At 65.1% G+C, this 25,781-nt stretch carries 19 protein-coding genes and 2 pseudogenes; 9 read left to right on the top strand and 12 right to left on the bottom strand.

The features are described 5' to 3' along the window. Nucleotides 1-81: 81 nt before the first annotated feature. From P6U28_RS07635 to P6U28_RS07620, 4 genes are all read right to left on the bottom strand, one after another. Nucleotides 82-708: a TIGR03809 family protein gene (locus tag P6U28_RS07635; protein WP_122404171.1), complete on the bottom strand. Its 627-nt coding sequence runs from the start codon at nt 706-708 to the stop codon at nt 82-84. Between the two features lie 485 nt (nt 709-1,193). Then, complete coding sequence (locus tag P6U28_RS07630; RefSeq protein WP_122404172.1) at nt 1,194-2,906, bottom strand: S8 family serine peptidase; 1,713 nt, start codon at nt 2,904-2,906, stop codon at nt 1,194-1,196. A gap of 16 nt (nt 2,907-2,922) precedes the next feature. Continuing rightward, nucleotides 2,923-3,618, bottom strand: coding sequence for a hypothetical protein (locus tag P6U28_RS07625; protein WP_122404173.1), 696 nt, complete (start codon nt 3,616-3,618; stop codon nt 2,923-2,925). Further along, nucleotides 3,615-4,184: a sigma-70 family RNA polymerase sigma factor gene (locus tag P6U28_RS07620; RefSeq protein WP_162500363.1), complete on the bottom strand. Its 570-nt coding sequence runs from the start codon at nt 4,182-4,184 to the stop codon at nt 3,615-3,617. The genes P6U28_RS07625 and P6U28_RS07620 overlap by 4 nt, the downstream gene beginning before the upstream one ends. Before the next feature lie 541 nt (nt 4,185-4,725). Between P6U28_RS07620 and P6U28_RS07615 the strand changes: the two are divergent. Beyond that, nucleotides 4,726-5,075: pseudogene (locus P6U28_RS07615) on the top strand (GGDEF domain-containing protein); the annotation flags it as partial. A 62-nt stretch (nt 5,076-5,137) separates the two neighbouring features. Next, complete coding sequence (locus tag P6U28_RS07610; RefSeq protein WP_122404175.1) at nt 5,138-6,238, top strand: DUF2336 domain-containing protein; 1,101 nt, start codon at nt 5,138-5,140, stop codon at nt 6,236-6,238. Between the two features lie 102 nt (nt 6,239-6,340). Here the strand turns inward: P6U28_RS07610 and P6U28_RS07605 are convergent, their stop codons facing one another. After that, nucleotides 6,341-6,979 (bottom strand): NrsF family protein, encoded by a 639-nt coding sequence (locus P6U28_RS07605; protein ID WP_122404176.1) that lies wholly within the window; start codon nt 6,977-6,979, stop codon nt 6,341-6,343. A 2-nt stretch (nt 6,980-6,981) separates the two neighbouring features. After that, nucleotides 6,982-7,527, bottom strand: coding sequence for a sigma-70 family RNA polymerase sigma factor (locus P6U28_RS07600; protein ID WP_122404177.1), 546 nt, complete (start codon nt 7,525-7,527; stop codon nt 6,982-6,984). 292 nt (nt 7,528-7,819) lie between these two features. Here P6U28_RS07600 and P6U28_RS07595 point away from each other — a divergent pair, with 292 nt between their 5' ends. From P6U28_RS07595 to P6U28_RS07575, 5 genes and pseudogenes are all read left to right on the top strand, one after another. After that, nucleotides 7,820-8,482 (top strand): hypothetical protein, encoded by a 663-nt coding sequence (locus P6U28_RS07595; RefSeq protein ID WP_122404178.1) that lies wholly within the window; start codon nt 7,820-7,822, stop codon nt 8,480-8,482. 145 nt (nt 8,483-8,627) lie between these two features. Beyond that, nucleotides 8,628-9,407, top strand: a complete 780-nt coding sequence (locus tag P6U28_RS07590; RefSeq protein ID WP_122404179.1) for an enoyl-CoA hydratase — start codon at nt 8,628-8,630, stop codon at nt 9,405-9,407. A gap of 188 nt (nt 9,408-9,595) precedes the next feature. Next, complete coding sequence (locus tag P6U28_RS07585) at nt 9,596-11,026, top strand: TolC family outer membrane protein (protein WP_122404180.1); 1,431 nt, start codon at nt 9,596-9,598, stop codon at nt 11,024-11,026. A 24-nt stretch (nt 11,027-11,050) separates the two neighbouring features. Next, nucleotides 11,051-11,594, top strand: a pseudogene (locus tag P6U28_RS07580) (hypothetical protein). A gap of 51 nt (nt 11,595-11,645) precedes the next feature. Further along, nucleotides 11,646-12,608, top strand: coding sequence for an amidohydrolase family protein (locus P6U28_RS07575; RefSeq protein WP_407122011.1), 963 nt, complete (start codon nt 11,646-11,648; stop codon nt 12,606-12,608). Between the two features lie 3 nt (nt 12,609-12,611). Here P6U28_RS07575 and P6U28_RS07570 read toward each other — a convergent pair whose 3' ends face one another. The 3 genes from P6U28_RS07570 to P6U28_RS07560 form a co-directional block, all read right to left on the bottom strand. Continuing rightward, nucleotides 12,612-15,728 (bottom strand): efflux RND transporter permease subunit, encoded by a 3,117-nt coding sequence (locus P6U28_RS07570; RefSeq protein ID WP_122404182.1) that lies wholly within the window; start codon nt 15,726-15,728, stop codon nt 12,612-12,614. A gap of 29 nt (nt 15,729-15,757) precedes the next feature. Beyond that, nucleotides 15,758-17,002 carry an efflux RND transporter periplasmic adaptor subunit gene (locus tag P6U28_RS07565; RefSeq protein WP_122404183.1) on the bottom strand — a complete coding sequence of 415 codons (1,245 nt, stop codon included), beginning with the start codon at nt 17,000-17,002 and terminating at the stop codon, nt 15,758-15,760. 145 nt (nt 17,003-17,147) lie between these two features. Then, nucleotides 17,148-18,548, bottom strand: coding sequence for a CoA transferase (locus P6U28_RS07560; protein WP_407122010.1), 1,401 nt, complete (start codon nt 18,546-18,548; stop codon nt 17,148-17,150). Between the two features lie 109 nt (nt 18,549-18,657). Here P6U28_RS07560 and P6U28_RS07555 point away from each other — a divergent pair, with 109 nt between their 5' ends. Together P6U28_RS07555 and P6U28_RS07550 are read left to right on the top strand one after the other, a co-directional pair. Next, nucleotides 18,658-18,945, top strand: coding sequence for a hypothetical protein (locus tag P6U28_RS07555; RefSeq protein ID WP_129142952.1), 288 nt, complete (start codon nt 18,658-18,660; stop codon nt 18,943-18,945). A 182-nt stretch (nt 18,946-19,127) separates the two neighbouring features. Beyond that, nucleotides 19,128-19,898, top strand: a complete 771-nt coding sequence (locus tag P6U28_RS07550; protein ID WP_122404186.1) for an SDR family NAD(P)-dependent oxidoreductase — start codon at nt 19,128-19,130, stop codon at nt 19,896-19,898. 204 nt (nt 19,899-20,102) lie between these two features. Here the strand turns inward: P6U28_RS07550 and P6U28_RS07545 are convergent, their stop codons facing one another. From P6U28_RS07545 to P6U28_RS07535, 3 genes are read right to left on the bottom strand one after another with little or no spacing between them, the layout of a single operon-like run. Next, nucleotides 20,103-23,477 (bottom strand): error-prone DNA polymerase, encoded by a 3,375-nt coding sequence (locus P6U28_RS07545; protein ID WP_209294341.1) that lies wholly within the window; start codon nt 23,475-23,477, stop codon nt 20,103-20,105. Continuing rightward, nucleotides 23,474-25,069 carry a DNA polymerase Y family protein gene (locus P6U28_RS07540; RefSeq protein ID WP_162500364.1) on the bottom strand — a complete coding sequence of 532 codons (1,596 nt, stop codon included), beginning with the start codon at nt 25,067-25,069 and terminating at the stop codon, nt 23,474-23,476. Before P6U28_RS07540 ends, P6U28_RS07545 begins: the two co-directional genes overlap by 4 nt. Beyond that, nucleotides 24,966-25,754: an ImuA family protein gene (locus P6U28_RS07535; RefSeq protein WP_122404188.1), complete on the bottom strand. Its 789-nt coding sequence runs from the start codon at nt 25,752-25,754 to the stop codon at nt 24,966-24,968. Before P6U28_RS07535 ends, P6U28_RS07540 begins: the two co-directional genes overlap by 104 nt. Nucleotides 25,755-25,781: the final 27 nt, after the last annotated feature.

Raw genomic sequence — 25,781 nt, 5'->3', positions numbered from 1 at the left:
CGCGTTGCGCCGCTGTGCTCGCACCTCAAGGATGACGGAGCGAGAAATGGCGTTGCTCCCCTCTGCCCACGCTCCGGAGCGTCAGAACGCGTTCCGCAGCAGCGGGTACTTCGCTTCCAGGCCATCGAGGCTGAAGGTGAATTCGACGACGCGCTCGGGGGCTGCGACGATCTCAGTGGCGGGCGGGGAGAACTGCGGCAGGAGCGCCGCCAGCGCCGCGCTCGGCGCCGTGGCAGCAGGCAAGGTGAGCGGTGCCGTTGCTGCGGGCGCGGCACGCGGTGCGATCGGAGCAAGCGGCGCGATCGGGGCTTCGGTGATCTCCGCGAGCACATCCGGTTTCGGATCGAGCCTCACCGGCATGGCGGTCTCGGGAGCGATGTGAACGGCCTTTGGCTGCAAGGTCTGCGGCTGCTGCTCGCGCGGAAACACGCGCGGCATCGTCGCCGGCGACCAACCGAATGCGGGCGTCACGCTCGCAGCCGCCTCGGCGACATCCCCGCCGGTTGCAAGCGCGCGCCATGTCTGGACGGCACGCTTGGCTTCCTGGATGTTTTCGAGGAACGCGATCTCGGAGTGATAGCGGCGCCAGCGGCCGGTCTCGAACATTTCAGAGAGATGTTGCAGGCGCTGCTCGGCGAGAGCGCACCAGCGCGCCGCGACTTGGCGGCTGCTAGCCGCGTCGCGAACAAACCCTTGGCGATGTGTCATGAACCAGCCCGTCAGGAGAAAATACGGACGCGGAGACGCAAACGCACACGAATCAATTTAGACGCGACATGAATATTTTGTGGAAAAGTTTTGACTTGTCCAGCAACGACACGACATTCGTCATCAATCACCGTAGTCGAGCGGAGATTTGCTGTGTTTTCGAGTCAAGCTTCGCACAAGCATAATGGACTTGCGGCGCGTTGCGCGAGTGACGGCGACCCAACGCGCTGGCGATCTTCAACCGCAAGCTGAACGAATGCGAAGCTTCAAAAAATCGGACGCCCGAAAAGAAAAGACCCGTCCGGGGGGACAACCGGACGGGTCGAGCCATATGGGCGCTTGGGGTGGATGGGCGCTCGCGCCTGATATGACTGATGGGGAGGGATGACCGCTCCCACATCAGTTGGTCGTGGCAGCCGGCTGAACGTTCAATGCAGGGTCTGCTTTTTTGACCTTCGGCCTCTGCCGCATCATTGACGCAGCCGCTACCGCGTCGCCGGCCTATCTGCCTGAGAAACCGCGGATTTATCGTCCGCGCCGGACAGCGAGGGTTGCTCGATCGCGCGGCTGCCGGGCTCGTCGCGACGCTTCCCCACGTCTTCACGTTTTGTTGTATCTGAGGCAGCCGCGACCGGCGTCGCGCTGTCGGCGGGAACAGCCGTGACCGCCGCAAATGCGTCGGCCTGACCGTCGCCGAAAAGGTCGTCACGTCCGGGTGAGCCGAGATCGCGCGCAGTCTTTGCCAGCGTCATGCGCAGCGCTTCCGGCTTCAGAGCGTAGTTGCGCGCGAGCAGCAGCGCCGCGACGCCGGAGACATAAGCGGCCGAGAACGAGGTCCCCGACGTCATCTGGTATTTGCCGTCGGGCGCCGGCAGGAAGATATCGACGCCTGGGGCTGCGAGCGCAATGTAGTTGCCGCGGTTGGAGGCGGAGAAGAGCCTGTCCTGCTGATCCGTCGCACTGACCGCGATCACGTTGGGATTGGCTGCCGGATAGAGCGGCGGTGATTTCGCGCCGGCATTGCCGGCGGCGGCAATCAACACGAGGCCGCGCGCGGCGGTCGCCGCGATGGCGCGCTCGATCACCGCGTCCTTCGGACCGGCAAAGCTCATATTGACGATCTGTGCGCCGTGCTCGGCGGCGTAATTCAGCGAGCGCAGGATGATGTAGGACGAGCTCTCGGCGCCGCCGTTGGCGCCCCCGAAGGCGCGGATGGCGATGATGCGGGCCTCGGGCGCGCTGCCCATCAGCCGGGCATGCGCGACGATGGCACCGGCGATGCCGGTGCCATGGACGTGCGGCCCTTCGGCACTGCCGAGTGCATCGAAATTGTCGGCGACGGAATTGGCGAGTTCGGGATGCTTGGCGTCGATGCCGGAATCGATCACGGCGATCGTGACGTTGGCTCCGCGTGCCAGCGTATGCGCCTGCGGCAGGCGGAGCTTTGTCAGCGCATATTGCGCAGGATCGCCCTCGGTCGTTTCCGCCGATTTCTGGTCCTGAAGCAAATAACGGAAGTTCGGCTGGAGCGAGCGCACGCTGCCGTCGGCCGCGAATTCGCGGCGCACCGTCTCGTACGGCCGGCCGTCGGTGATGCGGAACAGACCGAACGTGGCTCCGATCAGTGGGAAGGTCTCAGAAGCGACGCGGGTCAGGCCATGGCGACGCGCCAGCTCGTCGGCCTCGGCCGATGACAGCGCGCCGTCGATCTCGGCGACGAATTCGCCTGCGACGCTGCGCAGGTTGGCCGCGGCCGGCGTGCTGTTGCCACGCCCCTTGCCGGTGCTCTTCTTGCCTGATTTTCCGGTGCCCTCGCCGCCAGCGTTCGACTGCGCCAGGCATTCGCCATCGCCGTCACGATAGGGTGCGGTGCAGGCCGGATAGAGGTTGGGCGAGTAGCGCACATAGGGCAGCACCGGCGTAAGCCGCGTGCGCGACGACGTGGTGTGAGGAATGGTCGCTATCGCCCGCGGGCCGCGGTCGACGCTGACCGCGCGCGCGGCGACGCTGGGGCTGACCCGCGGGGCGATGCTCGGAGTGATGGTCGGCGCGCGCGAGGGAACGCTGATCGTAGGCGTGCGCATGATCGCCTGCGCCTGCGCAACCTCGACACCAAGACAGGTGGCGATCAGAAGCGCGGCCCCGATCGATGAAGCGCAGGCCCCGGCACGCACCCTGCTCTCGGATTTGCGCGTCATCGGCTCGACGGCGCGCCTAGGGCGCCGCGACGGCGAGGTTGACGAACTTCTCGCGCTGCATCCTGCCGAGCAACGAGGCGAGCTCGTCCTGGCTCATCGCCCTGTCGAATTGCAGGCGGAACATGCCACCTTTGGCGTCGCCGATGATCGAAGCCTGGTAGCTGTCGAGCAGCGCGGTGATGTCGGCGACGCGCGCCTCTGGCGTGAAGCGCACCAGCGCACGCGCCGGCGCGGCCGTGCTACCGAGCTCGCGTGTGATCGGCGCGCTGGTCGAGAGCGAAGCCGTCTGGAAGGTCGCCGGCTGGTTCTTCATCAGCACGGCCCCGATGATTCCGGCCTGCAGCACGAGCGCGACGGCGCCGAGGCTTGCCGACCACGCCAGCGTGCGCGGCGACAGGCTCGCGAAGAAGGCCGAGATGCGCGCCGACAGCGGCAGCGAGCCGGTCGTCCGCGCCGGCTCGGCGTCGATCGCTGCGAACAGCTTCTGCATGGCGCGCGCCGACGGCGCCCCTAGGCTCTCGTTCAGATGGATCGTCTCTTCGTACTCGCCGCGGATCGCGGCATATTGCTTGGCAAGCTCGGGATCGCGCGCCAGCGCTTCCTCGACACGGCGCGCATCGCGCGCGTTCAGCGTGCCGGCAGCGTGCCAGGGCAGCAGCAGTTCAATTTCACTGGGCTCTTGCTCCAGCATCTTCTTGCTCAAAGCCATCATGGCCAGCCTCGCTCAACGCCGGCTGCCTTCAGCAGTTCGGCCAGTTTCTTGCGCGCATAGAACAAGCGCGTCTTCACAGTGTTCTCCGGTATCCCGACGATTTCGGCCACCTCTTCCACGGATTTCTCGTGGTAGTAGACGAGATCGACGATCTCCCGATGTTCCGGCGAGAGACCCGTCAGACACTCCCGCAACGCCTCACTGGTATCCTTCTTCTGCACCACCGTTTCCGGATCGTCGGACGAATCCTCGATCGCGTTGGCAGCTTCTTCGTCCAGCTCGAAATCCTTCCTGCGCCGCAGCGCAGACAGGGCCTTGAATCGGGTGATTGCCAGCAGCCAGGTGGAAACGGCGGATCGGCCCTCGAACTTGCCGGCTTGACGCCAGACGTCGAGAAACACCTCGCTGATGAGGTCTTCCGCAGCCTGCTCGTCCCGCACGAGCCTCAGTCCGAACCTGTAAACCCTGACATGGTGCCGCCCGTACAGCACCTGCATGGCGAGCCGGTCACCTTGAGCGATCCTGGCGATCAGGATCTCGTCCGAAGCCGCCTGTGTCACGCTCAATGGCCGTCTCGCAAAGTTGGTCGGGTCGATGCGGTGGACGGTTCGACGGGAGGGGCAAAATTGTTGAGGCTACCGCAGTCATACGAGGGCTGATGTGAGCTACCCCACATCCGCGCATTTTTCTTACCCCACCCGCCGAAGTCAGCGGCATCGATCCAGCTAGGTATCATAATACTAAGACGCTTCCCTGCGGAATGCCGCCCGGCACAGGCGGGGCCGGCTAATTCCGGTTCCATAGCAGCCCTGCACCAGGTTTGTCGCGCCAAGCCCTGCTTTGGCTCGACCGCATCGCGAAAGATGCATGATCCCCGGTAAAAATTCTCGCGGTGCCCGGTTCGGATTCGGCTGCAGAAGGATACCAAACCTAAAGGCTTGCCACGTAGATTTTGCGCTGACATCCATCATTGGCGAGACCATGAGCACGGCCGCGACGTCCTTTCCCGAGAGGAATGCCGCAGAGGTCGCGGATCTTGTCCTCGCACCTGGGACGACGGCCCCCGAAGTCCAGGCGCGCCGGGCCCGGCAGCGCCGCCAGATGTATATCGGCCAGGTCCACGGCCATCCCATTGGCGATGAGGTGCTTCGCACCTTCGCGATCAGCATTTTCGCCAACATCCGGCCGACCGACAGTTTCGGCCGCTATGGCGGCGAGGAATTCCTGCTGCTGCCGCCGGGCACCTCGGGCGACGCCTCACGCCACATGCTCGAGCGCTTGCGCCAAATCGTTGCCGATCTCGACTGGAGCGCGTTTTCCCCGGGCATGCACGTGACCATTTCCGCGGGCGTCGTGACGCTGCACGACAACGATACTGCCGATACGTTTCTAGCGCGCGCCGACCGCGCGCTTATTCCGCCAAGGCGCAAGGGCGCAATCGCGTTGCAACGGGCTGACCAATTCATTTCCTCCGGCGCGTGAGAAGACGCCGCCGGATCGAACGCTCCAGGACAGGGCAATGAGATCGAAATCGGCAACACCATCCGAGAACCTGATCGAGGAACTGCAGGCGGCCCTCTCGCACGGCACAGTTGCGCGCCGGGTCGAGACGCTGCGCCGTGTCACCGATCTCTTCGTGGGCAATGCAGTCGATTATTCCGACGACCACATCCGGGTGTTCGACGACGTGTTCCAGTGCCTGATCGAGCAGATCGAGATTTCGGCCAGGGCACTGCTCGCCGAGCGCCTCGCACCGATCGCGTCCGCGCCACCGCAGATCATCCGCACGCTCGCGCTCGACGAGATCATCGAGGTCTCCGGCCCGGTGCTGTCGAAGTCGGAACGGTTGGACGAGGCGACCCTGATCGAGATCGCGCGCACCAGGAGCCAAGCGCATCTCAAGGCGATCTCGCTGCGGCGGATGCTGTCGGAAGCGCTGACCGACGTGCTGGTGACGCGTGGCAACGAGGACGTGGTGCAGTCAACCGTCAGCAATCCGGGCGCGCGGTTCTCCGAGGGAAGTCTCGACGACCTCGTCACGCGCGCCGAACGCGACGACGACCTCGCCAGCTGCATCGGCTTGCGGCCCGACCTGCCGCGTCATCACTATCTGAGGCTGGTCGCCAAGGCGTCATCGAGCGTGCGCAGGAAGCTCGCGGCCGCGCATCCCGAGCTCGCAGACGAAGTGTCGAGCGCAGTCCAGCAAGCGGCCCAACGGGTCCGCGCCGCCACCATGACCAGGCAGACCGAGATGGCGCGCGCACTGGTGAAGTCGCTGCACGAGGACGGCCGCCTCAACGAATTCCAGGTCACGACCTTCGCCGAACAGGGCAAGTTCGACGAGACCAATGCCGGGCTCGCCGCGCTCGCCGGCGTCGCGGTCGAGACCGCCGAGACTGTGATGATCGAAAGCCGCACCGAGGGCGTGATGATCCTCGCCAAGGTCGCGGGCATGCAATGGTCGAGCGTGCGCGCCATCATCGCCATGCGCGAGAAGCTCTCCGGCGGGCCGCAGACCGACATGCTGGCACTACGCGACACCTACGAGGCCTTGCGCTCATCGACGGCGCAGCAGGTGCTGCGCTTCCACCGCATGCAAAGCGCGACGCCGGTGGCCTGAACTAAAGCGCGACGAGATCAGGATGAATCGTCATCGCGTTTTAGGTTCTTGTTTAAGCATGATCTTTTCGGAAAACCGCTGCACATCTTTCCGGATCATGCCCTAGTATCTCAACACCCTCGCACCAACCGCCGCACCGATCACGGTCATGACCACCGTCGCGAGCGTGTACCAGGTCGCGACGAACAGGGGCGAGTCGTCGGTGCAGTGCGAGGCATAGAGGGTCGCGGCGAGCCCGGCCGAGACCAGACCGGCGAATGCACCGGCCAGTGCAGGCCGCGACGGCGCGCCGTGGCGCAGGCCGAACAGCGCCCCCGCAAGCAGCGGCAATGACATCGCAGGGATCGCGACCAGGCACACCCGGGAGTTCTTGCCCATCAGGCGCATCGTCATCGGCATAGCTGGTGCCATCATCGCCTCGCTGCCGATCGCCACCGCAAGCAGGCCGACAGGGAGCAGCAGCAGCCAGCCCCAGCCGCGCAGCAGGGCTTCTGGCCGCGACAAATGCAGGCTAACGATGATGGCGGGGATTGCGAGCGACAGCGTCACCGCGAACTTCATATCGAAGAACGGATTGCGCATGGCGCTCATCACGTCGGCGCGCACACCGAGGAATGTCGCAAAAATCAGGATCGACAAGGGCGCGGCGACCAGCAGCGCCAAGGTCAGCATGGCGCCGACGCGCGGCGCGCGGTGCGCGTTGTCGGCTGCGAGCGAGCGAATGAGTTGATCGGTGTCCATGACTAATGGTCCCGCAATTTGGCCGTCAGCGCGGCGAGTCCGCGATGCAGCGCGACCCGCACCGCACCTTCGCTCATCGAGAACTTCGCTGCAGTGTCCTTGATCGAGGCGGCCTCGACCGCGATCGACTGCAACACGTCACGCTGGCGCTGCGGCAAGGTGCTCAGCTGCGCGGCAACTTCGCCCGCCGAAGCCGTCTCCTGCGGCGCCTCGCCCGGCAGCGTCTCGGCGAAATCGTCGATGTTGACGAAGACGCGCTTGCCGCGCCGGCGGAGCGCGTCGATCAGTTTGTTGCGGCCGATCGCAAACAGCCAGGGCGCGAAGGGGGCTTCGCTGTCCCAGGTGTGCCGCTTCAGATGCACCGCCAACAGAATCTCCTGCACGATATCCTCGGCCTGGTCGGGAGGCTGCCCGGCACGCGCCAGGCCGCGCCTTGCGGCGGCGCGCAGCACCGGCGTGACCGCCTTCAACAGGCGATGATACGCCGCATCATCGCCTGCCATGGCCGACCGCATCAGGCCGGTCCATTCGTCCTCACGTCCGCGCACCCGCGCCCCTCACCATGCAATTCGGCCGCTCTTTCAATTTGTTACGGGGACGCCGGGCTTATCACGAATTCGTGATCGAGACCCGGACCTCGCGACCGATGCGACAGCAAACATCGGCGACGGCTCATAACACCGATTGACGCGTCCCGCATCGGGCCGCCGGTGGCGAGGGGACGCTTTGCCCCGTTTTTGCCGGGTGCAACTCGAAGATTCCCATTTTTTGCCCCGCTGTCGTCACGCCCCGGGGTCTCTGTTCGCAGCCGGGACGGGCGGAATTGGGGAGATCGTCAACATGATGAAGACCAGCGCGCGCGCGGCCCTGATTGTCTTGGCCGGGCTTTTCTTGCTGTTCGGGGGCGTTGCTCAGGCGGCGCCGGATTCGGCCGCGAGCAGTAAAGCGGACAGCGCGGACAAGCAGGCCGATACGGCCAAGCACCGGCGCCAGGACTCGCGCCGCACCAGCAGCAGCAAGGCGGTGCAAAAATCCGACGACAAGGCCGACAAGAAGGACGCTGCGGCAAAGGCCGACGAGGCCAAGAACGGCACCAAGGCCGATGGTGAGGTGCCGGCGTCCAGCCAGATGCCGCCCAACGTCGCCAACGCCAATGCGCAGCTCGCCGCCGATACGCCGCCTGCCGCTGCCGCCTCCGCGATGACGAACCGCGCCAACGACAATGTCCAGGCAGCAGCCGATAATACCAACGCAGCGCCCCCCGAAAGTCAGGTCGTCGCGCCCGATCAGCTCAACGACATCGATCGCGCCCTGCAACAGGAGAACCCGCCGGCGCAGAAGGCGGTGATTGCCGCAACCGAGGCGCAGCCAAGGCCGGCGCCGGTGATGGCAAGCAGCCAGCAGAGCTCGGCCTGGGACCAGAGCTCCCTGATCGGCAAGATCTTCATCGGCGTCGGCACGCTGCTGACGCTGGCGTCCGCCGCGCGGATGTTCATGGCGTGATTGCTGGCCGATTGGCGGCCTGAGACCTGGCCTGGCGGACCTCGTCCGGAACGCGCGTCTCGTCGCGTTCCGGCGGCCGGTAGCCCCTTGAAGCCCACCGCGCCAGCGGGCACATTGCCCGCTCAGTCAAAAGCGTGGGTGGAGCATGAGCACGTTCGAACACATCATCGTCGAAAACATCGGTGCGGTCGGCATCATCAAGCTGAACCGGCCGAAGATGCTCAACGCGCTCTCTTTCGGCGTCTTCCGCGAGATCGCCGCCGCCGTGGACGATCTCGAGGCCGATGATGCCATCGGCTGCATCGTCGTGACCGGAAACGAGAAGGCCTTTGCCGCCGGCGCCGACATCAAGGAGATGCAGCCCAAGGGCTTCATCGACATGTTCTCCGAGGATTTCGCCGCGATCGGCGGCGACCGCGTCGCGCGTTGCCGCAAGCCGACGATCGCGGCGGTTGCCGGCTATGCGCTGGGCGGCGGCTGCGAGCTCGCCATGATGTGCGATTTCATCATCGCCGCCGACACCGCAAAGTTCGGCCAGCCCGAGATCACGCTCGGCACCATTCCCGGTATCGGCGGTACCCAGCGCCTGACGCGGGCGATCGGCAAGTCCAAGGCAATGGACCTCTGCCTCACCGGCCGGATGATGGATGCGGCGGAAGCCGAGCGCTCGGGTCTCGTCAGCCGCATCGTACCCGCCGACAAGCTGATGGACGAAACGATCGCCGCAGCCGAGAAGATCGCGTCGATGTCGCGCCCTGCGGCCGCGATGGCCAAGGAAGCGGTGAACCGCGCCTTCGAGACCACGCTTGCCGAGGGCATGAGCGTCGAGCGCAATCTGTTCCACTCCACCTTCGCGCTGGAGGACCGTGCCGAGGGCATGGCGGCATTCATCGAGAAGCGCAAACCGGTGAACAAGAACCGGTAGGGCGCACACCGGTCAGGCTGGTGTAAGGCTCTGGCGCCTTCCCGCTGAAATCCTGTGACGGAGCTGCAACAAGCACGGAATACATGGGAGTTTTCCCCGCGGCAGTTTGCCTGCGGGACCTCGGCTGGCTAAACAGTTAAGAGGCCATCGTCGGTGGGGGCGGATAGCCGGGGGTTAAGCGGGATTACATGATTGGGCGTACCGCCAGAGCCGGTCGCGTGGTGACGCGGCATCGATGGGGCGTGGGTCCCGTGTTTGCGACATGGACCACGCTGGCACTCTCCTGCGCCCTGCCCTCCGCCGCCTGGGCCGAAGCTCTGCCCGAGGCGCTGGCCAAGGCCTACCAGACCAATCCGCAGCTCAATGCCGAGCGCGCGCGCCAGCGCGCGACCGACGAGAACGTGCCGCAGGCGCTTGCCGGCTACCGGCCGCAGATCGTGGCGAGCCTCAGCGCCGGCCTGCAATCGGTGCGCAATCTGTTGCCCGACAACACCATCCAGACCGCCAATCTGAAGCCCTGGATCATCGGCGTCACCGTGACGCAGACCCTGTTCAATGGTTTCCGCACCGCCAATGGCGTACGGGCCGCCGAACTCCAGGTGCAGTCGGGCCGGGAGGCGCTGCGCAATGTCGGCCAGGGCGTGCTGCTCGATGCGGTCACCGCCTACACCAACGTGCTCGCCAACCAGTCGCTGGTCGAGGCGCAGCGCTCCAACGTCGCCTTCCTGCGCGAGACACTCGCCGTCACCCAGCGCCGTCTCAATGCCGGCGATGTCACGCCGACCGACACCGCCCAGGCCGAGGCCCGTCTCAACCGCGGCCTCTCCGATCTCAACGCGGCCGAGGTCGCGCTCGCCGTCAGCCAGGCCACCTATACGCAAGTGATCGGCAATGCGCCGTCGCAGCTCAAGCCTGCCGAGGCCATCGACCGCTATCTGCCGAAGAGCCGCGAGGACGCCATGACGATGGCGATCCGCCAGCATCCGGCGGTGATGGCCGCCAGCTTCGACGTCGACGTCGCCTCCACCAACATCCGCATCGCCGAAGGCACGCTGCTGCCGAGCGCGACCATCCAGGGCAGCGCCAGCAAGAGCCGCAACAACGACCCGACCCTCGGCACCTTCGCCGAGGACCAGGCCTCGATCATCGCCAACGTCACCGCGCCGATCTATGACGGCGGCCAGGCCGCGGCGCAGACCCGGCAGGCCAAGGAGATGACGGCGCAGAGCCGGCTGGTGCTCGACCAGGTGCGCAATCAGGCGCGCACGGCGGCGGTCAGCGCCTGGGCCGCCAATGAAGGCGCCAAGATCGCGGTCTCGGCCTCGGAGTCCGAGGTGAAGGCGGCGACCGTCGCGCTGCAGGGCGTGCAGCGCGAGGCCGCCGGCGGGCAGCGCACGACGGTCGACGTCTTGAACTCGCAAGCCGATCTGATCCAGGCCAAGGCCCGCCTGATCGGTGCGCAACGCGACCGGGTGATCGCCTCCTACACGCTGCTCAGCGCCATCGGCCATCTCGATGTCAAGACGCTGAACCTGAATACGCCGGACTATCTGCCCGAGGTGCACTACCACCAGGTCCGCGACGCCTGGCACGGCCTGCGCACGCCGTCGGGGCAGTAGCCTAAATCTCTCTGGTGGATGCCGATGAAAAGCCGCCGCATTCATCTGATGGGAGCCTCGGGCTCGGGCGTGACCACGATCGGTCGCGCGCTCGCCGGCCGGCTGGCGCTGCCGCATCACGACAGCGACGACTATTTCTGGCTGCCGACCGTGCCGCCCTATCAGACGACCCGCCCCGCCGCCGACCGCCTGCGCCTGATGCGCGAGATGTTCTTGCCGCGCCTCGACTGGGTGCTCAGCGGAACCGTCACCGGCTGGGGCAACGAGCTCGTCCCGCTCTTCGATCTCGTCATCTTTGTGACGACGCCACGCGAGCTTCGCTTGCAGCGCCTGCGTGGCCGCGAGGCCGCGCATTTCGGAGCAGGGCGGCTGGCGTCATGAGGAAACGGAATCTTTCGTCGAATGGGCCTCGCGCTACGAAGCCGGCGACCGCGAGGGCCGCAGTCTCGCAAAAGATGAGGCTTGGCTCGCGGGCCTGTCCTGCCCGGTCGTGCGCGTGGACGGCTCGCGTCCGCTTGCTGGTCTCGTCGAGCAGCTATGCAGCGAAGCGGAGCGGCTGCCCGGCTGACGTGATAGTCTCCTCTCACCCGCCTACAAAAAAATAACCGGGAGAGAAACCATGCTCAATCGACGCAGCGTCCTGCTTGCCTCCCTCGCCGCCGGAGTAGCCATGACCAACAGAGCCCACGCCCGCGCGGCGCAGCCTGCGACGCCGATCAATTTCGACGTGCCGGCGCATGCCTGCGACTGCCATACCCACATTCATGGCGATGTCGAAAAGTTTCCGTTCTTCGCCGGGCGCGTCTACACGCCGGAGCCGGCTTCGCCGGAAGAAATGGCGGCGCTGCACAAGGCGCTGCATATCGAGCGCGTGGTGATCGTGACGCCGAGCGTCTACGGCACCGACAATTCGTCCACTCTGTTCGGCATGAAGGCGCGCGGCGCGACCGCGCGCGGCGTCGCCGTGATCGACGACAAGACGCCGGAGAGCGCGCTCGATACGATGCATCAGGACGGCTTCCGCGGCATCCGCCTCAATCTGGCGACCGGCGGCGTCAATGATCCCAATGTCGGCCGACCACGCTTCACCGCCGCCGTCGAGCGCATGAGGACGCGCGGCTGGCACGTGCAGCTCTACACCACGCTGACCATGATCTCGGCGATCAAGGACCTGGTCGAGACGTCGCCGGTGCCCGTCGTGTTCGACCATTTCGGCGGCCTCGACGCTTCGCTCGGGCTGGAGCAGCCGGGCTTCTCCGATCTCGTCGCACTGGTGAAGTCCGGCAAGGCCTACGTGAAGATCTCCGGCGCCTATCGTTCGTCCAAGCTCGCGCCCGACTATCAGGACATGGTGCCCTATGCCCGCGCGCTGATCACGGCGAATGCCGACCGCATCGTCTGGGGCACCGACTGGCCGCATCCGGATTCGAGCCGCGTCGAGGGACGCAAGCCCACCGACATCGCGCCGCTCTATCAGATCGACGACGGCCGCCTGCTCAACCAGCTCCCGGTGTGGGCGCCGGACGCGGAGGTGCGCAAGAAGATCCTGGTCGACAATCCGGCGCGGCTCTACGGGTTCTGACGGTCAGCGCGCGCGGCGGGAGAAAAAGGAGATCAGGACCGGCAAGGTCACCAGGATCACGACCGGCGCCAGCATCATGCCGGTGACGACGACGACCGCGAGCGGCTTCTGCACCTGCGAGCCGATGCCTTCGGACAGTGCCGCCGGCAGCAGGCCGACGCCTGCGACAACGCAGGTCATCAGCACGGGCCGGAGCTGCAGCTCGCCGGTGCGCACGACCGCGCCCATGCGGTCCATTCCCTCCTCGATGAGCTGGTTGAACTGCGAGATGATGATGATGCCGTCCATCACGGCGATGCCGAACAGCGCGATGAAGCCGATTGCCGCGGACACGCTGAACGCCGTGCCGGTGATCAACAGCCCGAGCACGCCGCCGAAGATCGCCATCGGGATCACGCTCATCGCGAGCAGCGTGTCCGCCATCGAACCGAAGTTGAACCAGAGCAGGATGCCGATCAGCGCCAGCGAGATCGGCACCACGATCGACAGTCGCCGGATCGCGTCCTGGAGATTGCCGTACTCGCCGACCCATTCCATGTGCGAGCCAGGCGGTAGTTGCACCTGATCGGCGATCTTCTGCTGCGCCTCGCGGATCGCGCTGCCGAGGTCGCGCTCGCGCACCGAGAACTTGATCGGCAGATAGCGCTCCTGCTGCTCGCGATAGATGTAAGCCGCTCCCGAGACGAGGTTGATAGTGGCGACCTCGCTCAACGGGATCTGCGTGACGGTGCCGTTCGGCCCGGGCGCGCCGACCCGCAAATTCTGGATCGCCTCGGCACTCCGGCGGTATTCCGGCGCGAGGCGAACGATGATCGGAAAATGGCGGTCACTTCCAGGCTCATAAAGGTCGCCGGCGGTGTCGCCGCCGATCGCGACCTTGATGGTGGCATTGATGTCGCCCGGCGCAAGGCCGTAGCGCGCGGCCTTGGCGCGATCGATGTCGATCTGGACGGTCGGCTGCCCGAGCGAGGTGAACACCGCAAGGTCGGTGACGCCCTGCACGGTGGCCAGCACCGACTTGATCTTGTTGGCGGTGTCGGTGAGCGCCTGGAGGTCGCTGCCGAACAGCTTGATCGAGTTCTCGCCCTTCACGCCGGAGACGGCTTCCGAGACGTTGTCCTGGAGGTATTGCGAGAAGTTGAACTCGACACCGGGGAAGCGATCGTCGAGCTGCTTGAGCAGTTGCGCGGTCAATTCTTCCTTGTCGTGCGTGCCGGGCCATTGGCTCGCGGGCTTGAGCGGCGCGAAGAACTCGGCGTTGAAGAAGCCGGCCGCGTCGGTGCCGTCGTCGGGACGACCGTGCTGCGACACAACGGACTCGACCTCGGGCCGCGCGCGGATCACCTTGCGCATCTCGTTGACATAGGAATTGCCTTCCTGCAGCGAGATGGTCGGCGGCAGCGTGGCGCGGATCCAGAGATTGCCCTCTTCCAGCTTCGGCAGGAATTCGAGACCGAGCAGCCGGCCGAGTGCCACCGTCATCACCACGAGGCCGACGGCGCCGCCGAGGACGATGTTGCGGTTGGCGACGGCCCAGTTCAGCACCGGCATGTAGAGCCGGTGCAGGATCAGCATGACCTTCGTCTCGGTTTCCTGGACGTGGGCGGGCAGGATGATCGCGGACAGCGCCGGCGTGACAGTGAACGTCGCAAGGAGCCCGCCGGCGAGCGCATAGGCATAGGTGCGGGCCATCGGCCCGAAGATGTTACCCTCGACGCCGGAGAGCGTGAACAGCGGCAGGAAGGCCGCGATGATGATTGCCGCTGCAAAGAAGATTGAGCGCGAAACGTCCGCCGCGGCGCTGAGGATTGCATGGCTCTTCATGCCGAACAGCGTCTCATTCGACATCTGCTCGGTTTCCGACACCGGCGTCGTCTCGGTCAGACGCCGGAAGATCGCCTCCACCATGATCACGGTGGCATCGACGATCAGGCCGAAATCGATCGCTCCGACTGACAACAGGTTCGCCGATTCTCCGCGGAGCACCAGGATGATCACGGCGAAGAACAGTGCGAATGGAATGGTGGCGCCGACGATCAGCGCGCTGCGGAGATCACCAAGGAATATCCACTGCAACAGCACGATCAGCAAAATGCCGACCACCATGTTGTGCAGCACGGTGTGAGTGGTGAGCTCGATCAGATCCCCACGGTCGTAGATGCGCTCGATGCGCACGCCGGGCGGCAGGATGCTGGAGTTGTTGATCTGCTGGACCAGCTGGTGGACGCGCTTGATGGTCGGCGAGCTCTGCTCGCCGCGCCGCATCAGGACGATGCCTTGCACGATGTCGTCGGCCTCGTCGATGCCGGCGATGCCGAGGCGGGGTTTCTGGCCGACCGTGACGGTGGCGACGTCCTTGACCAGCACCGGGTTGCCGCCTGTCTGCGCCACCATGGTATTGGCGAGATCGTCGATCGAGCGGATCAGGCCGACGCCGCGCACCACGGCCGATTGCTGGCCGATATCCACGGTGTTGCCGCCGACATTGACGTTGGAATTGCCGACTGCCTGGAGCAATTGCGGCAGGGTCAGGCCGTTGGCGACCAGCTTGTTGAAATCGACCTCGAGCTCATAGGTCTTGCTCTTGCCGCCCCAGCCGGTGACGTCGATGACGCCGGGCACGGCCCGGAAGCGGCGCTGCAGGATCCAGTCCTGGATGGTCTTGAGGTCGAGCACGCTGTAATTCGGCGGGCCGACGAGACGATACCTGAAGATTTCGCCGATCGGGCTGAGCGGCGAGATTTGCGGCTGCACGTTACCGGGCAGCGGCGCGAGCTGCGCCAGGCGGTTCAGCACCTGCTGCAACGCTTCGTCATAAGTATAGGCGAAGGAGAATTGGAGCTTGATGTCGGAGAGGCCGTAGAGCGAGATGGTGCGGATGGTGGTGAGGTTCTTCAGACCTGCGACCTGGGTCTCGATCGGGATCGTGATGTAGCGCTCGATCTCCTCCGCCGACAGGCCCGGGCTTTGCGTCACGATGTCGACCATCGGCGGGGTCGGATCGGGATAGGCCTCGATGTTGAGCTGGTTGAACGCGATCAGGCCGCCGATCAACACGGCGACGAACATGCCGACCATCAGAAAGCGCCGGTTGACGGCAAGGGCGACGAGACGATCCATTCAGGTCTTCAATTTCTTTGGGTCGTCGATCAGCTGCCTGACGCCGCGCGGTCGATGAAAAGGCTGCCTTTGGTGACGATCTGCTCGCCAGGCTTCAGATTGCTGGTGACTTCGACGAGGTTGCCGTTGATGAGACCGGTCTTGATCTGGCGCAGCTCGACCGATTTGTCCTCGCGCGCGACCCAGAGGCGAACCTTGTCGGCTTCATAGATCAGCGCCTGCTTCGGCACCGCCGGCGCGGCGCGGTCGCCGGCCGAATAGATCGTGACATTCGCGAACATCTCCGGCTTCAGCAGCCCGTCCTGGTTGTCGATGGTGGCGCGGACCAGCAGGCGGCGGGTGGTGGGGTCGATCGCGGCGGCAACGTAGTTGATCTTGGCAGCGAGCGGACGGCCCGGCAGGGCCATCACATTGACGCTGATGTCCTGCCCGATGCACACCGCGGCCGCATCGCTCTCCCGCACGAAGGCGGTGAGCCAGACCGTGGAGAGATCGCCGACCACGAAGACCGGATCGCTGGCGCCGGCGCTGACATATTGGCCGGGGCCGATCTTGCGCTGCACGACCGTGCCGGAAATCGGCGAGTAAATCGTGATCTCCCGATTGATCGTACCCTTTTCCTGGAACGTCTTGATGGTCTCGTCGGTGAAGCCGAGGATGCGCAGCTTGTTGCGCGCGGCTTCCAGCGCCGTCACCGCGGAGCGCATGTCGTTCTGCGCCTGGATCTGGGTTGTTTCCGCCTGCTGGTAGTCCTTCAGCGGAATGGCGTGCCCCTCGTAGAGATCCTTGGCGCGTTTGTACTGGATGTCGGCGAGATCGATCGCCGACTTCGCCTTGTTCTGCGCAGTCATCGCCGCGATGAAATCGTTCTGGGCCTGCACCGTGTCGGCGGCCTCGATCGTAAACAGCGGTTGACCTTGCTTCAGCATCTCGCCGGGCTTGGCCAGCAGCTTGGTGACCCGGCCCGCATAGGGCGAAAACACCGGTGTCGAGCGGTCCTCGTCAACGGCGACCTTGCCCTCGGTGACATATTCGGCGCGGAAGGTCTTGGCCTTGACCGGCTCGATCGTCAGCGTCGCCCATTCGGACGGCGTCGGCGTGAAGGTCTGCGCATTCTTGCGTGACTGGCTCGAGATCTCGGAGGGCTTCTTTTCCTTCGGCCCCGCATAGAGGAAGCCGTAGGCCCCGGCACCGGCAAGAGCTAGTAAAACTACGGACACGATCATCCGTTGTCTTGTAAACACCTGCAATCGCTTGGTATTTTCAACTGCCATGGAGCCCGGTCGTGTCTGCGGCGATCTCGGCAGACGCCTGCCTTGTCGATCGCGCTAATACTGCCGAATTGGGAGTTCAAACAACCTAAAAAACGCCTCGCACCTTTCGGTTTGCGTTAAAATTTTGCGACACGTCAGCTTCACGTCAGCTTCGCTCCGGCCACTGTGCCGGATGGCTGCCAAGCGGCATTGCCGGACGGCCCCATCGCGCCGGCGTCTTCGATAGCAGTGCGGAATGGCGCACTGCCTTCAACGTGCCGAAGCCAGATGGCACGCTCTCGATGAACGCAGCGTGTACGGCCTCGCCCGTAAGATCCGTGGTATTCAGCCCGCCGTCGAGCCGGCCGAGATTCCACAGCCACCGTCCGGTCTGCGCCAGCGACACGCGCACGTGCCAGCTGCCGCCTTCGCGCGCCTGGCGCGCTTTGGCCATCATCGCGCCGAACGCCATCAGATAGCCGGTGGCGTGATCGAGGATCTGTGCCGGCAATTCCTTGGGCGCATCGATGCCGGCGGCCCGCCCTTCGGCATGATTGAAGCCAGTCGCGGTCTGCACCAGAGAGTCGAAGCCGCGCCGTTCGGCCCAGGGGCCGGTGTGACCATAGGCCGACAGCGTGACATAGACGAGGCCGGGATTGATTTGCGCTGCGTCCTCCGGCGCAAAGCCGAGCGCGGCGAGCGCACGCGGGCGATAGCCTTGCGAGAAGATGTCGGCGTCTTTCAATAGCTCGCGCAGCTGCGCACGCCTGGCCTCATTCTTCAACTCGATGGAGGTGGTGAGCTTGCCGCGACCGGTATCGATGGTGAGCCAGGGAATCGCGGGCAGCTGTGGCCCTGACACCAGCAGCACGTCTGCGCCGTGCGCAGCGAGCGTGCGGCCGGCGACGGGGCCCGCGATGACGCGGGAGAGATCGAGGACGCGAAGACCCGAGAGCGGACGATCGCCTCTTGGCCACGGCTTTGGCCGGGCCTCGCCGATCCTCTCGATCGATACCAGCGGCAGTTCGGCGAGTGCACGCGCCTGCGGCAGCACCGCCCATTCGTCATAGCCGCGCATCAAGGCGACGACGCCGCCTGCTGCGTAGGCCGCGGTTTCGAAATCCTCGCCGCGCCACTGCATCAACGCGGCTTGAACTTTCTCGCGTTCGGGCGCGCAGGAAAGCACCTTGCAGACGGCGTCACGATGATGCGGGAAATTGGTGTGGCAGCGGACGAAGCGGCCGTCGCCGGTCCGGTAGACGCCGGCGATGGCGTCCCAGGCCGGCGGTGGCGGCTTGTCATCGACGCGCAGATAGCGCTCGGAGCGGCATTCGGCGACGGCGTGGCGCATGTCGACATGAACATCCTGAGTCTCACCGCTGCGCAGTCGGCAGATTTCGGCGGCGGCAAGGCCGGCGGCGGCTATCGTCGTCTGGCCGGCGACGGCGACACGAAACGAGGATGGGATCTGTGGCTCGGTGCCGGTCAGCCGCACGCGATCCAGGGCGGACGCATCACCGCCGACGGAGGTCCAGATACTGCGAAGAATATCGGCGGGGCTTTGCATGGCCGCTTCTCTCCGTTTCCAGGAGCATGATCTTTCGGAAAACCGCTGCACACTTTCACGGATCATGCTGTAGTTTTTGCGACCATCCATCAGCACACAAGGGAATGCAATGGCCGCCATCGATCCCCTCACCGCAGGCGCCGTCTTCGTCGCGACGGCGGCCACCGACGCGGTCTATGTGATGTTCACCTCGGCCGTGGTCGCGCGCAAGCGCGTGCCGGCGGCGACCTGGAGCGCGATCTGGTACCTGCTCTCATCCTACGCGGTGATCAGCTACACCGAGAATGCATTCTATGTCGCCTTCGCGGCGCTCGGCTCCTGGGTCGGCGCCTACGCATCGCTGACCTTCCTGCACCGGCCGCCCGGCGGCCCGCCAGTGGGCGCGGCGCCGGAGTGAGGCGAGCGCATCTCCTTCCACGTCATTGCGAGCGAAGCGAACCAATCCAGAATCGTTGCTGCGGCATCCAGTCTGGATTGCTTTCGTCGCAAGAGCTCCTCGCAATGATGATTTGAAGGCTTCTGCGTGTCCCTTCAAGCAGCTACACTTCCTGCGACCAAGAAACAAAGAAGGAGTCCAAGATGGATCTCGGTCTGAAAGGCAAGAACGCGATCGTGCTCGGCGGCACGCGCGGGATCGGGCGGGCGATCGCGACGACGCTAGCCGGTGAAGGCGCCAATGTCGCGGTCTGCGCGCGCAATGCGGACCAGGTTGCGGCCACTGTCGCGGAGTTGAAGGCGGGCGGCATCAACGCCACCGGCGGCCCGGTCGACGTCACCAACGGCACGGCCCTGAAATCCTGGATCGAGGCTGCAGCAAAGGAGCTCGGCGGCATCGACATGCTGTTCTCCAATGCCGGCGCAATGGCGCAAGGACACGATCCCGCGTCCTGGGAGCAGAATTTCCGGCTCGACGTTCTCGGCGCCGTGCACGCTTTCGACGCGGCGCGGCCGTTTCTCGAGACAAGCGGTGCCAGCAGCGGCGATGCGGCCTTCGTGATCATCTCGTCGATCTCCGCGGCGCAGGCGGACACGGCGAGTTCCTACGGTCCGATCAAGGCCGCGCTGATCCACATGGCCAAGGGACTGGCGCGGCAATATGCGAAGAAGAAGATCCGCGTGAATGTCGTTTCACCCGGCACCGTCTATTTCAAGGGCGGCGTCTGGGAGATGATCGAGAAAAACATGCCGGAACGCTATAAGGATGCGATGAGCCGCAATCCGACCGGCCGCATGGCAACGCCGCAGGAGATCGCGAGCGCGGCGGTGTTTCTGGCAAGCCCGGTATCGGGGTTCACGACGGGATCGAACCTTGTCGTGGATGGCGCGATCTCGAACCGGGTGAATTTTTGAAGTGAGCCTGATTTGCGCGGCTTCCTCCACCGTCATGGCCGGGCTTGATCCGGCCATCCACGCGGTGCCGGAGCACTCGGAGAGACGTGGATGCCCAGGTCAAGCCCGGGCATGACGACTGAGAGTGTGGCGCGCGATCCGCATCATCAAACTCGTGATCGCGAGCTCGCAATGAGATGTGGCGGCATCCTGCGCGCCGTGTCTTCAATGAAAATCGCGCGACGGCGGCAGGATGCGGACGTTGCGGGGGTGGCGGATTTTTTGCGCCGGCATGTCTGCGAGCGCGCGAGGGTCTTCGTTGAGCGGTTCGACCACGGTGGCTCCTGCCGGCACCGGATGCTTGCGGCTGAGCGCATCATTGGCCAATCCGACCAGATCGTGCGAGCGGTCGACCATGCGCTGGGCGATGAGATGCGTCACCTTCTCGGGGCTGCTCTGGATGTAGCCCTCGACCAGGATGAGGCGCGCGCCCATCACCTCCTTGCGGTACTGCTCCATGATCTTGGGCCACACCACGACGTTGGCGATGCCGGTTTCGTCCTCCAGCGTCATGAACACGACGCCGCTGGCGCTGCCCGGCCGCTGCCGCACCAGGACCACGCCGGCGCAGCGGACGCGACGCCGCTCGTTCTCATGGCTGATCTCCTTGCAGGCGACCACGCGCTCACGCGTAAACATCTCGCGCAAAAATTCCATCGGATGGCCCTTCAGCGACAGGCGGATGGTCTGGTAGTCCGCGACCACCTGCTCGGCGCGCGGCATCGCCGGCAGCGGTCTTGCGCCTTCGTCCGGCTGCTCGCGCGCGGTCGCCGCCTCGAACAGCGGCAGCGGCACGTCGTCGGGCAGCCGCCGCACCTGCCACAGCGCCTCGCGGCGGTCGAGCCCGAGCGAGCGGAAGGCGTCGGCATCCGCCAGCAGGATCAGCGCGCGCTTGGGCAGGCCGGTATCGCGCGCGAAGTCTTCCAGCGAGGAGAAAGGACGGCGATTGCGGGCGGCAATGATAAGGTCGGCCCAATCTTTCTGGCTGACATATTCCTTGCTTTGCCGCTTTGCCTGCTCGTTTTTCAGGAACTCCTCATCAGGATCAAGCCAGTGAAAACCGTCGATCTGGCGGAAGCCGAGGCGTACGGCGCAGAATTTGCCATCTGTATTTTCCAGCGTGTTCTGCGCAAAGCTGTAGGACACGTCGATGTCACGGACCTCGACGCCGTTCTTGCGGGCATCGCCGACGATCTGCGCCGGCGCATAAAAGCCCATCGGCTGGGAGTTCAACAGACCGCAGCAGAAAGCATCGGGATGGTAGTGCTTCAGCCACGACGAAATGTAGACCAGCTGCGCGAAGCTCGCCGCATGGCTCTCCGGAAAGCCGTAGGAGCCAAATCCCTTGATCTGGTCAAAGCAGCTTTTGGCGAAATTGGGATCGTAGCCACGCCGGATCATGTTGCCGATCAGCTTCTCCTCGTATTGGCCGATGGTGCCGACATTGCGGAAGGTCGCCATCGAGCGGCGCAGGCCGTTGGCTTCCTCGGAGGTGAAATGTGCGGCCTCGATCGCAATGCGCATCGCCTGCTCCTGGAACAGCGGGACACCGAGCGTCTTGTGCAGCACCTTGTAGAGTTCGTCCTTGTCGCCATGCTCCGGTGAGGGCGAGGGATAGCTCACCTGCTCGAGCCCGTTGCGTCGCCTCAAGTAAGGATGCACCATGTCGCCCTGGATCGGCCCGGGGCGCACGATCGCGACTTCGATGACGAGATCGTAGAAGGTCCGCGGCTTCAGACGCGGCAGCATGTTCATCTGCGCACGGCTCTCGACCTGGAACACGCCGAGCGATTCCCCGGCACACAACATGTCGTAAACCCTGGGATCGTCCTGCGGGACACTCGCCAGCACAAGACGCTCGCCCTTGTGCTGGTCGATCAGATCGAAACATTTCCTGATGCAGGTCAGCATGCCCAGTGCCAGCACGTCGACCTTCATCATATGAAGCGCGTCCACATCGTCCTTGTCCCATTCGATGAAGGTGCGGTCGTCCATCGCGGCATTGCCGATCGGCACATAGGTGTCGAGCCGGTCCTGGGTGAGCACGTAGCCGCCGACATGCTGGGAGAGATGGCGCGGGAATTCGATCAGCTCGGTCGCAAGCTCGACCGCAAGGTTGATCATGGGATTGTTGGGATCGAGCCCGGCCTGCCTGACCTGCATGTCGTTGAGGCCTTTGCCCCAGCTGCCCCAGACGGTGTCGGCGAGCGCGGCGGTGACGTCCTCGGTCAGGCCAAGCGCCTTGCCGACGTCGCGGATGGCACTGCGCGGGCGATAATGGATGACGGTAGCGATGATCGCGGCGCGGTGGCGGCCGTAGCGGCGATAGACATATTGCATCACCTCCTCGCGCCGCGAATGCTCGAAATCGACGTCGATGTCGGGCGGCTCCAGCCGCTCCTTGGAGATGAAGCGTTCGAACAACAGATCGACCTTGGTCGGGTCGACCGAGGTGATGCCGAGCACGTAGCAGACGGCCGAGTTGGCCGCCGATCCCCGCCCCTGGCACAAAATGTTCTGGCTGCGCGCGTAGTGGACGATGTCGTGCACGGTGAGGAAGTAGTGCGCGTATTTCAGCTCGGCGATCAGCGCGAGCTCTTTCTTCAAGGTGGCGCGCAGCTTGTCGTCGATCTCGCCACCGAAATACTTTTGCACGCCGGCCCAGGTCAGGTCCTCCAGATGTCCCTGCGCGGTCTTGCCCGGCGGCACCGGCTCGTCCGGGTACTGGTATTTGAGCTGGTCGAGCGAGAAGTCGATCCTGTCCGCAAAGCGTATGGTCTCCGCGATCGTCTCGGGGAAATCGCGGAACAACCGCGCCATTTCGCGCGGCGTCTTCAGGAATCGCTCGGCATTGGCCTCGAGCTTTCGCCCGACCGCCTCGATCGTGGTCTTCTCCCGGATGCAAGTGAGCACATCCTGAAGCGGCCGGCGGCCGGGATCGTGATAGAGCACCTCGTTGGTCGCGAGCAGCGGCACTTTGGCTTTTACCGCGAGATCGTCGAGCCGCGCCAGGCGGCGGCGGTCGTCGCCGCGATAGAGCAGGCTCGCCGCCAGCCACACGCCCTCGGCGCGACTGCCCTTGAGCTTTGCGAGAACATCCAGCGCCTGCGCCGGGTCGAAACGATGCGGTAGCGTCAGGACCAGGAGCTGGCCTTCCGAAAACTCGAGGAGATCGACGAAAGTGAGACGGCACTCGCCCTTCTCGATCCGCGTGATGTCGTCGCCGCGCTTGCCCCGGGTGAGAAGCTGGCACAGCCGGCCATAGGCCGCGCGGTCGTGCGGATAGACCAGGATGTCGGGCGTGCCGTCGATGAAGACGATGCGGGCGCCGATCAGCAGTTTCGGCTTGTGCAGCACCTCGTCATTGTCGAGTTCCTTGTAGGCCCGCACCACACCGGCGAGCGTGTTGTGATCGGCGATGCCGATCACCGGAATTCCCAAAGCGCTGGCTTGATGCACATAGGCGCGCGGATCCGAGCCGCCACGCAGGAAGGAGAAATTGGTGGTGATGCCGATCTCGGCATAAGCGGGCGTATTCATGCGAAGAGACCATGCACATACCAGCCGGGAGAAGCGGGCTTGCCGTCGCCGTCGAACACCTCTCCCTCGTAAAGACCATCGCGAAAGATCCAGAAACGCAGGCCCTCGGCATCCTCGATGCGGAAATAATCCCGCGTCAGCTGCTTGCCGTCCTGCCGCCACCATTCCATCGCGATGCGCTCGGGCCCTTCCACCCTCACCACCGCATGCAGCGCACGCCGCCAGGTGAATTGGTGTGGCGGACCATCAGGCACGGTCGCGAACGGCACCTTGATCGGCTCCGGCTTGTCGAACAGCCTTAAGGGACGCAGCGGCGGCTCGCTCTCGGTGCGCGCCGGCCATTCGGCCTGCATGGCAGAGGTGAGATGATGCTGCGCCGATGCAACCAGCACCGCGCTTTCGGGGATATGGGTCTCCTGCGGCAGGTGCACGACGACGCGTTTTCCCCCGATGCGCGCGGCGATGCGGTCGATCAGCGCGGCAAGCTCGTCATTGTCGTGGACATGGGCATCGAGATCGCGCTGCTCCTGCACCACGATCTCGGTGCGGCTCGCCGACAGCCGCACCATATCGAAGCCGAAACCGGGATCGAGGGGATCGGCGAGCGCATCGAGGCGTTCGCGGAATAGCCGGTCGATCACGGCGCTTCGCGTCACCGGACGTCCGGTCTCGATCGTGATCGCCCGCACCACGCCGTCGGTGCGGAAGAAGGCGGCCTCCAGCCGCCGCGCGCCCTTGCCCTGCTTCTCCATGGACGTAACAAGCGTGTCGGCGAGCCGCGACAGCGTCATCGCAATCATCGTGTCGGTCGCGATCGGCTCGGCAAAGCGCTTCTCCACGATGTAATCGGGCAGCGGTTTGCGCGGATTGATCGGCGCATCGCCCTGTCCGAGCGCATGCGCGAGCAGGGTTGAGAACCGCGCACCGAACCGCGCCGTGATCTCGTGCGGCTCGCGCGAGGCGACATCGCCGATGGTCTTCAAGCCGGCGCGACGCAAGCCGGTGGTGATGGCCTCGCCCGCACCGAGCGCGGACACCGGCAGCCCGCTGATCGCCTCCGCCTCTCCGCCATCGGCCACGATGGTGCCGGATGCCTGCCGCGTCAGCGTGCGGGCGCAGACCGAAGTGCCCGCGATCGCCGCGCTGACGGCAAAGCCCTGCCGGCCGAGCGCGCGGACCAGTGTTCGCAACAGCGCGGCTTCGCCGCCGAACAGATGCGCGCAGCCGGTGATATCGAGGAACAGCCCGTGCGGCGCATCGAACGCCACCAGCGGCGTGAAGCGGTCGCACCAGTCGGCGATGTCGCTGAGCGTCTTGGCATCGGCGACGGTATCGGCATCGAACACCTTCAAGTCAGGACACATCGCCCGCGCATTGGCCAGGGGTTGGCCGATGTACAGGCCGAGGCGCTCGGCGGCCTCGTCCAGCGCATGGATCACCAGCGCATTGTTGTCCTTGATGACGACGATGCTCGGCTCATGATTGGCCTTACCCAGCCCGGCGCTGCTGAAGAAGCGCTGGATCCGGTCGATGGGCAGGCGCGGCAGCCACAGGCTGAGGATACGTCGACGGCTCGCTGAACTGGCACTCATCACAACTCCATTCCATGATCCACCGGCCGCAGGGGCCATGACGATTGCGCAAGAGCTCGGCATCGAACACCGGCGCGCCCCAGGCGCTCCACATCGAGCCCGGCGGCGAATGCGCCGCCCGCAACATCCATCGTGTCTCCGCGGTGGAGGGCAGCGGCTGCGCGGCCATGCGCAGCATCAGACCGGTAACGCCCGAGCCTTGCGCAGCGAGCGTCAGCTTACGGCTCGCGACGAGATCGAACTGCCTGATCTCGCCCCAGAGCTCGATCACGACGGCCCCCAGCGCATCGCAGGCGAGTGCATCGGCAGAAGTGCGCAGCGCGCTCTCGACATCGGCGGCACGCACCATCACTACGCGGCGCGGGTCGAGCCCGAGCTCGGCGAGGCCGCTCATCGACAGCGCGCCGGTTTCGATTTCCGAAAAATCCTGCCGCACCCACAACAGCGGTCGACGCGCGCAGACGCGCCCAGCAAGCCCCATGACGAAGCCGGTGGCGGCCGCGCCCTGGCGTCCTTCGCAAAACACCTCGTGGATTGCCGCGCGCGCCAGCCCGCCCTTCAGCGCAGCGTCGGCCTCGCTATGGCCGAGCGCGACGCGCTCGTGCTGATGCGCGACCTCCGCGGTCTCGATGCGCTCGATCTGGCCGCGCAAGATCGCAAGCGCGCTTCCACGTGCGCCGCTCATGCTCGCCGCTCCTTCAGAGATTGGTGC

This window comes from Bradyrhizobium sp. STM 3561 (assembly GCF_045571455.1).
Lineage (GTDB): Bacteria > Pseudomonadota > Alphaproteobacteria > Rhizobiales > Xanthobacteraceae > Bradyrhizobium > Bradyrhizobium vignae.
The sequence above is the reverse complement of the archived record's forward strand: the minus strand, read 5'-3'. Positions and strand labels throughout refer to the sequence as shown.

Coding starts and splice junctions, on each gene's coding strand:
- P6U28_RS07540 (WP_162500364.1), bottom strand. CDS start 25,069: ATGAGTGCCAGTTCAGCGAGCCGTCGACGTATCCTCAGCCTGTGGCTG.
- P6U28_RS07565 (WP_122404183.1), bottom strand. CDS start 17,002: ATGGCAGTTGAAAATACCAAGCGATTGCAGGTGTTTACAAGACAACGG.
- P6U28_RS07635 (WP_122404171.1), bottom strand. CDS start 708: ATGACACATCGCCAAGGGTTTGTTCGCGACGCGGCTAGCAGCCGCCAA.
- P6U28_RS07575 (WP_407122011.1), top strand. CDS start 11,646: ATGCTCAATCGACGCAGCGTCCTGCTTGCCTCCCTCGCCGCCGGAGTA.
- P6U28_RS07590 (WP_122404179.1), top strand. CDS start 8,628: ATGAGCACGTTCGAACACATCATCGTCGAAAACATCGGTGCGGTCGGC.
- P6U28_RS07585 (WP_122404180.1), top strand. CDS start 9,596: ATGATTGGGCGTACCGCCAGAGCCGGTCGCGTGGTGACGCGGCATCGA.
- P6U28_RS07630 (WP_122404172.1), bottom strand. CDS start 2,906: ATGACGCGCAAATCCGAGAGCAGGGTGCGTGCCGGGGCCTGCGCTTCA.
- P6U28_RS07570 (WP_122404182.1), bottom strand. CDS start 15,728: ATGGATCGTCTCGTCGCCCTTGCCGTCAACCGGCGCTTTCTGATGGTC.
- P6U28_RS07625 (WP_122404173.1), bottom strand. CDS start 3,618: ATGATGGCTTTGAGCAAGAAGATGCTGGAGCAAGAGCCCAGTGAAATT.
- P6U28_RS07550 (WP_122404186.1), top strand. CDS start 19,128: ATGGATCTCGGTCTGAAAGGCAAGAACGCGATCGTGCTCGGCGGCACG.
- P6U28_RS07595 (WP_122404178.1), top strand. CDS start 7,820: ATGATGAAGACCAGCGCGCGCGCGGCCCTGATTGTCTTGGCCGGGCTT.
- P6U28_RS07560 (WP_407122010.1), bottom strand. CDS start 18,548: ATGCAAAGCCCCGCCGATATTCTTCGCAGTATCTGGACCTCCGTCGGC.
- P6U28_RS07610 (WP_122404175.1), top strand. CDS start 5,138: ATGAGATCGAAATCGGCAACACCATCCGAGAACCTGATCGAGGAACTG.
- P6U28_RS07555 (WP_129142952.1), top strand. CDS start 18,658: ATGGCCGCCATCGATCCCCTCACCGCAGGCGCCGTCTTCGTCGCGACG.
- P6U28_RS07545 (WP_209294341.1), bottom strand. CDS start 23,477: ATGAATACGCCCGCTTATGCCGAGATCGGCATCACCACCAATTTCTCC.
- P6U28_RS07605 (WP_122404176.1), bottom strand. CDS start 6,979: ATGGACACCGATCAACTCATTCGCTCGCTCGCAGCCGACAACGCGCAC.
- P6U28_RS07535 (WP_122404188.1), bottom strand. CDS start 25,754: ATGAGCGGCGCACGTGGAAGCGCGCTTGCGATCTTGCGCGGCCAGATC.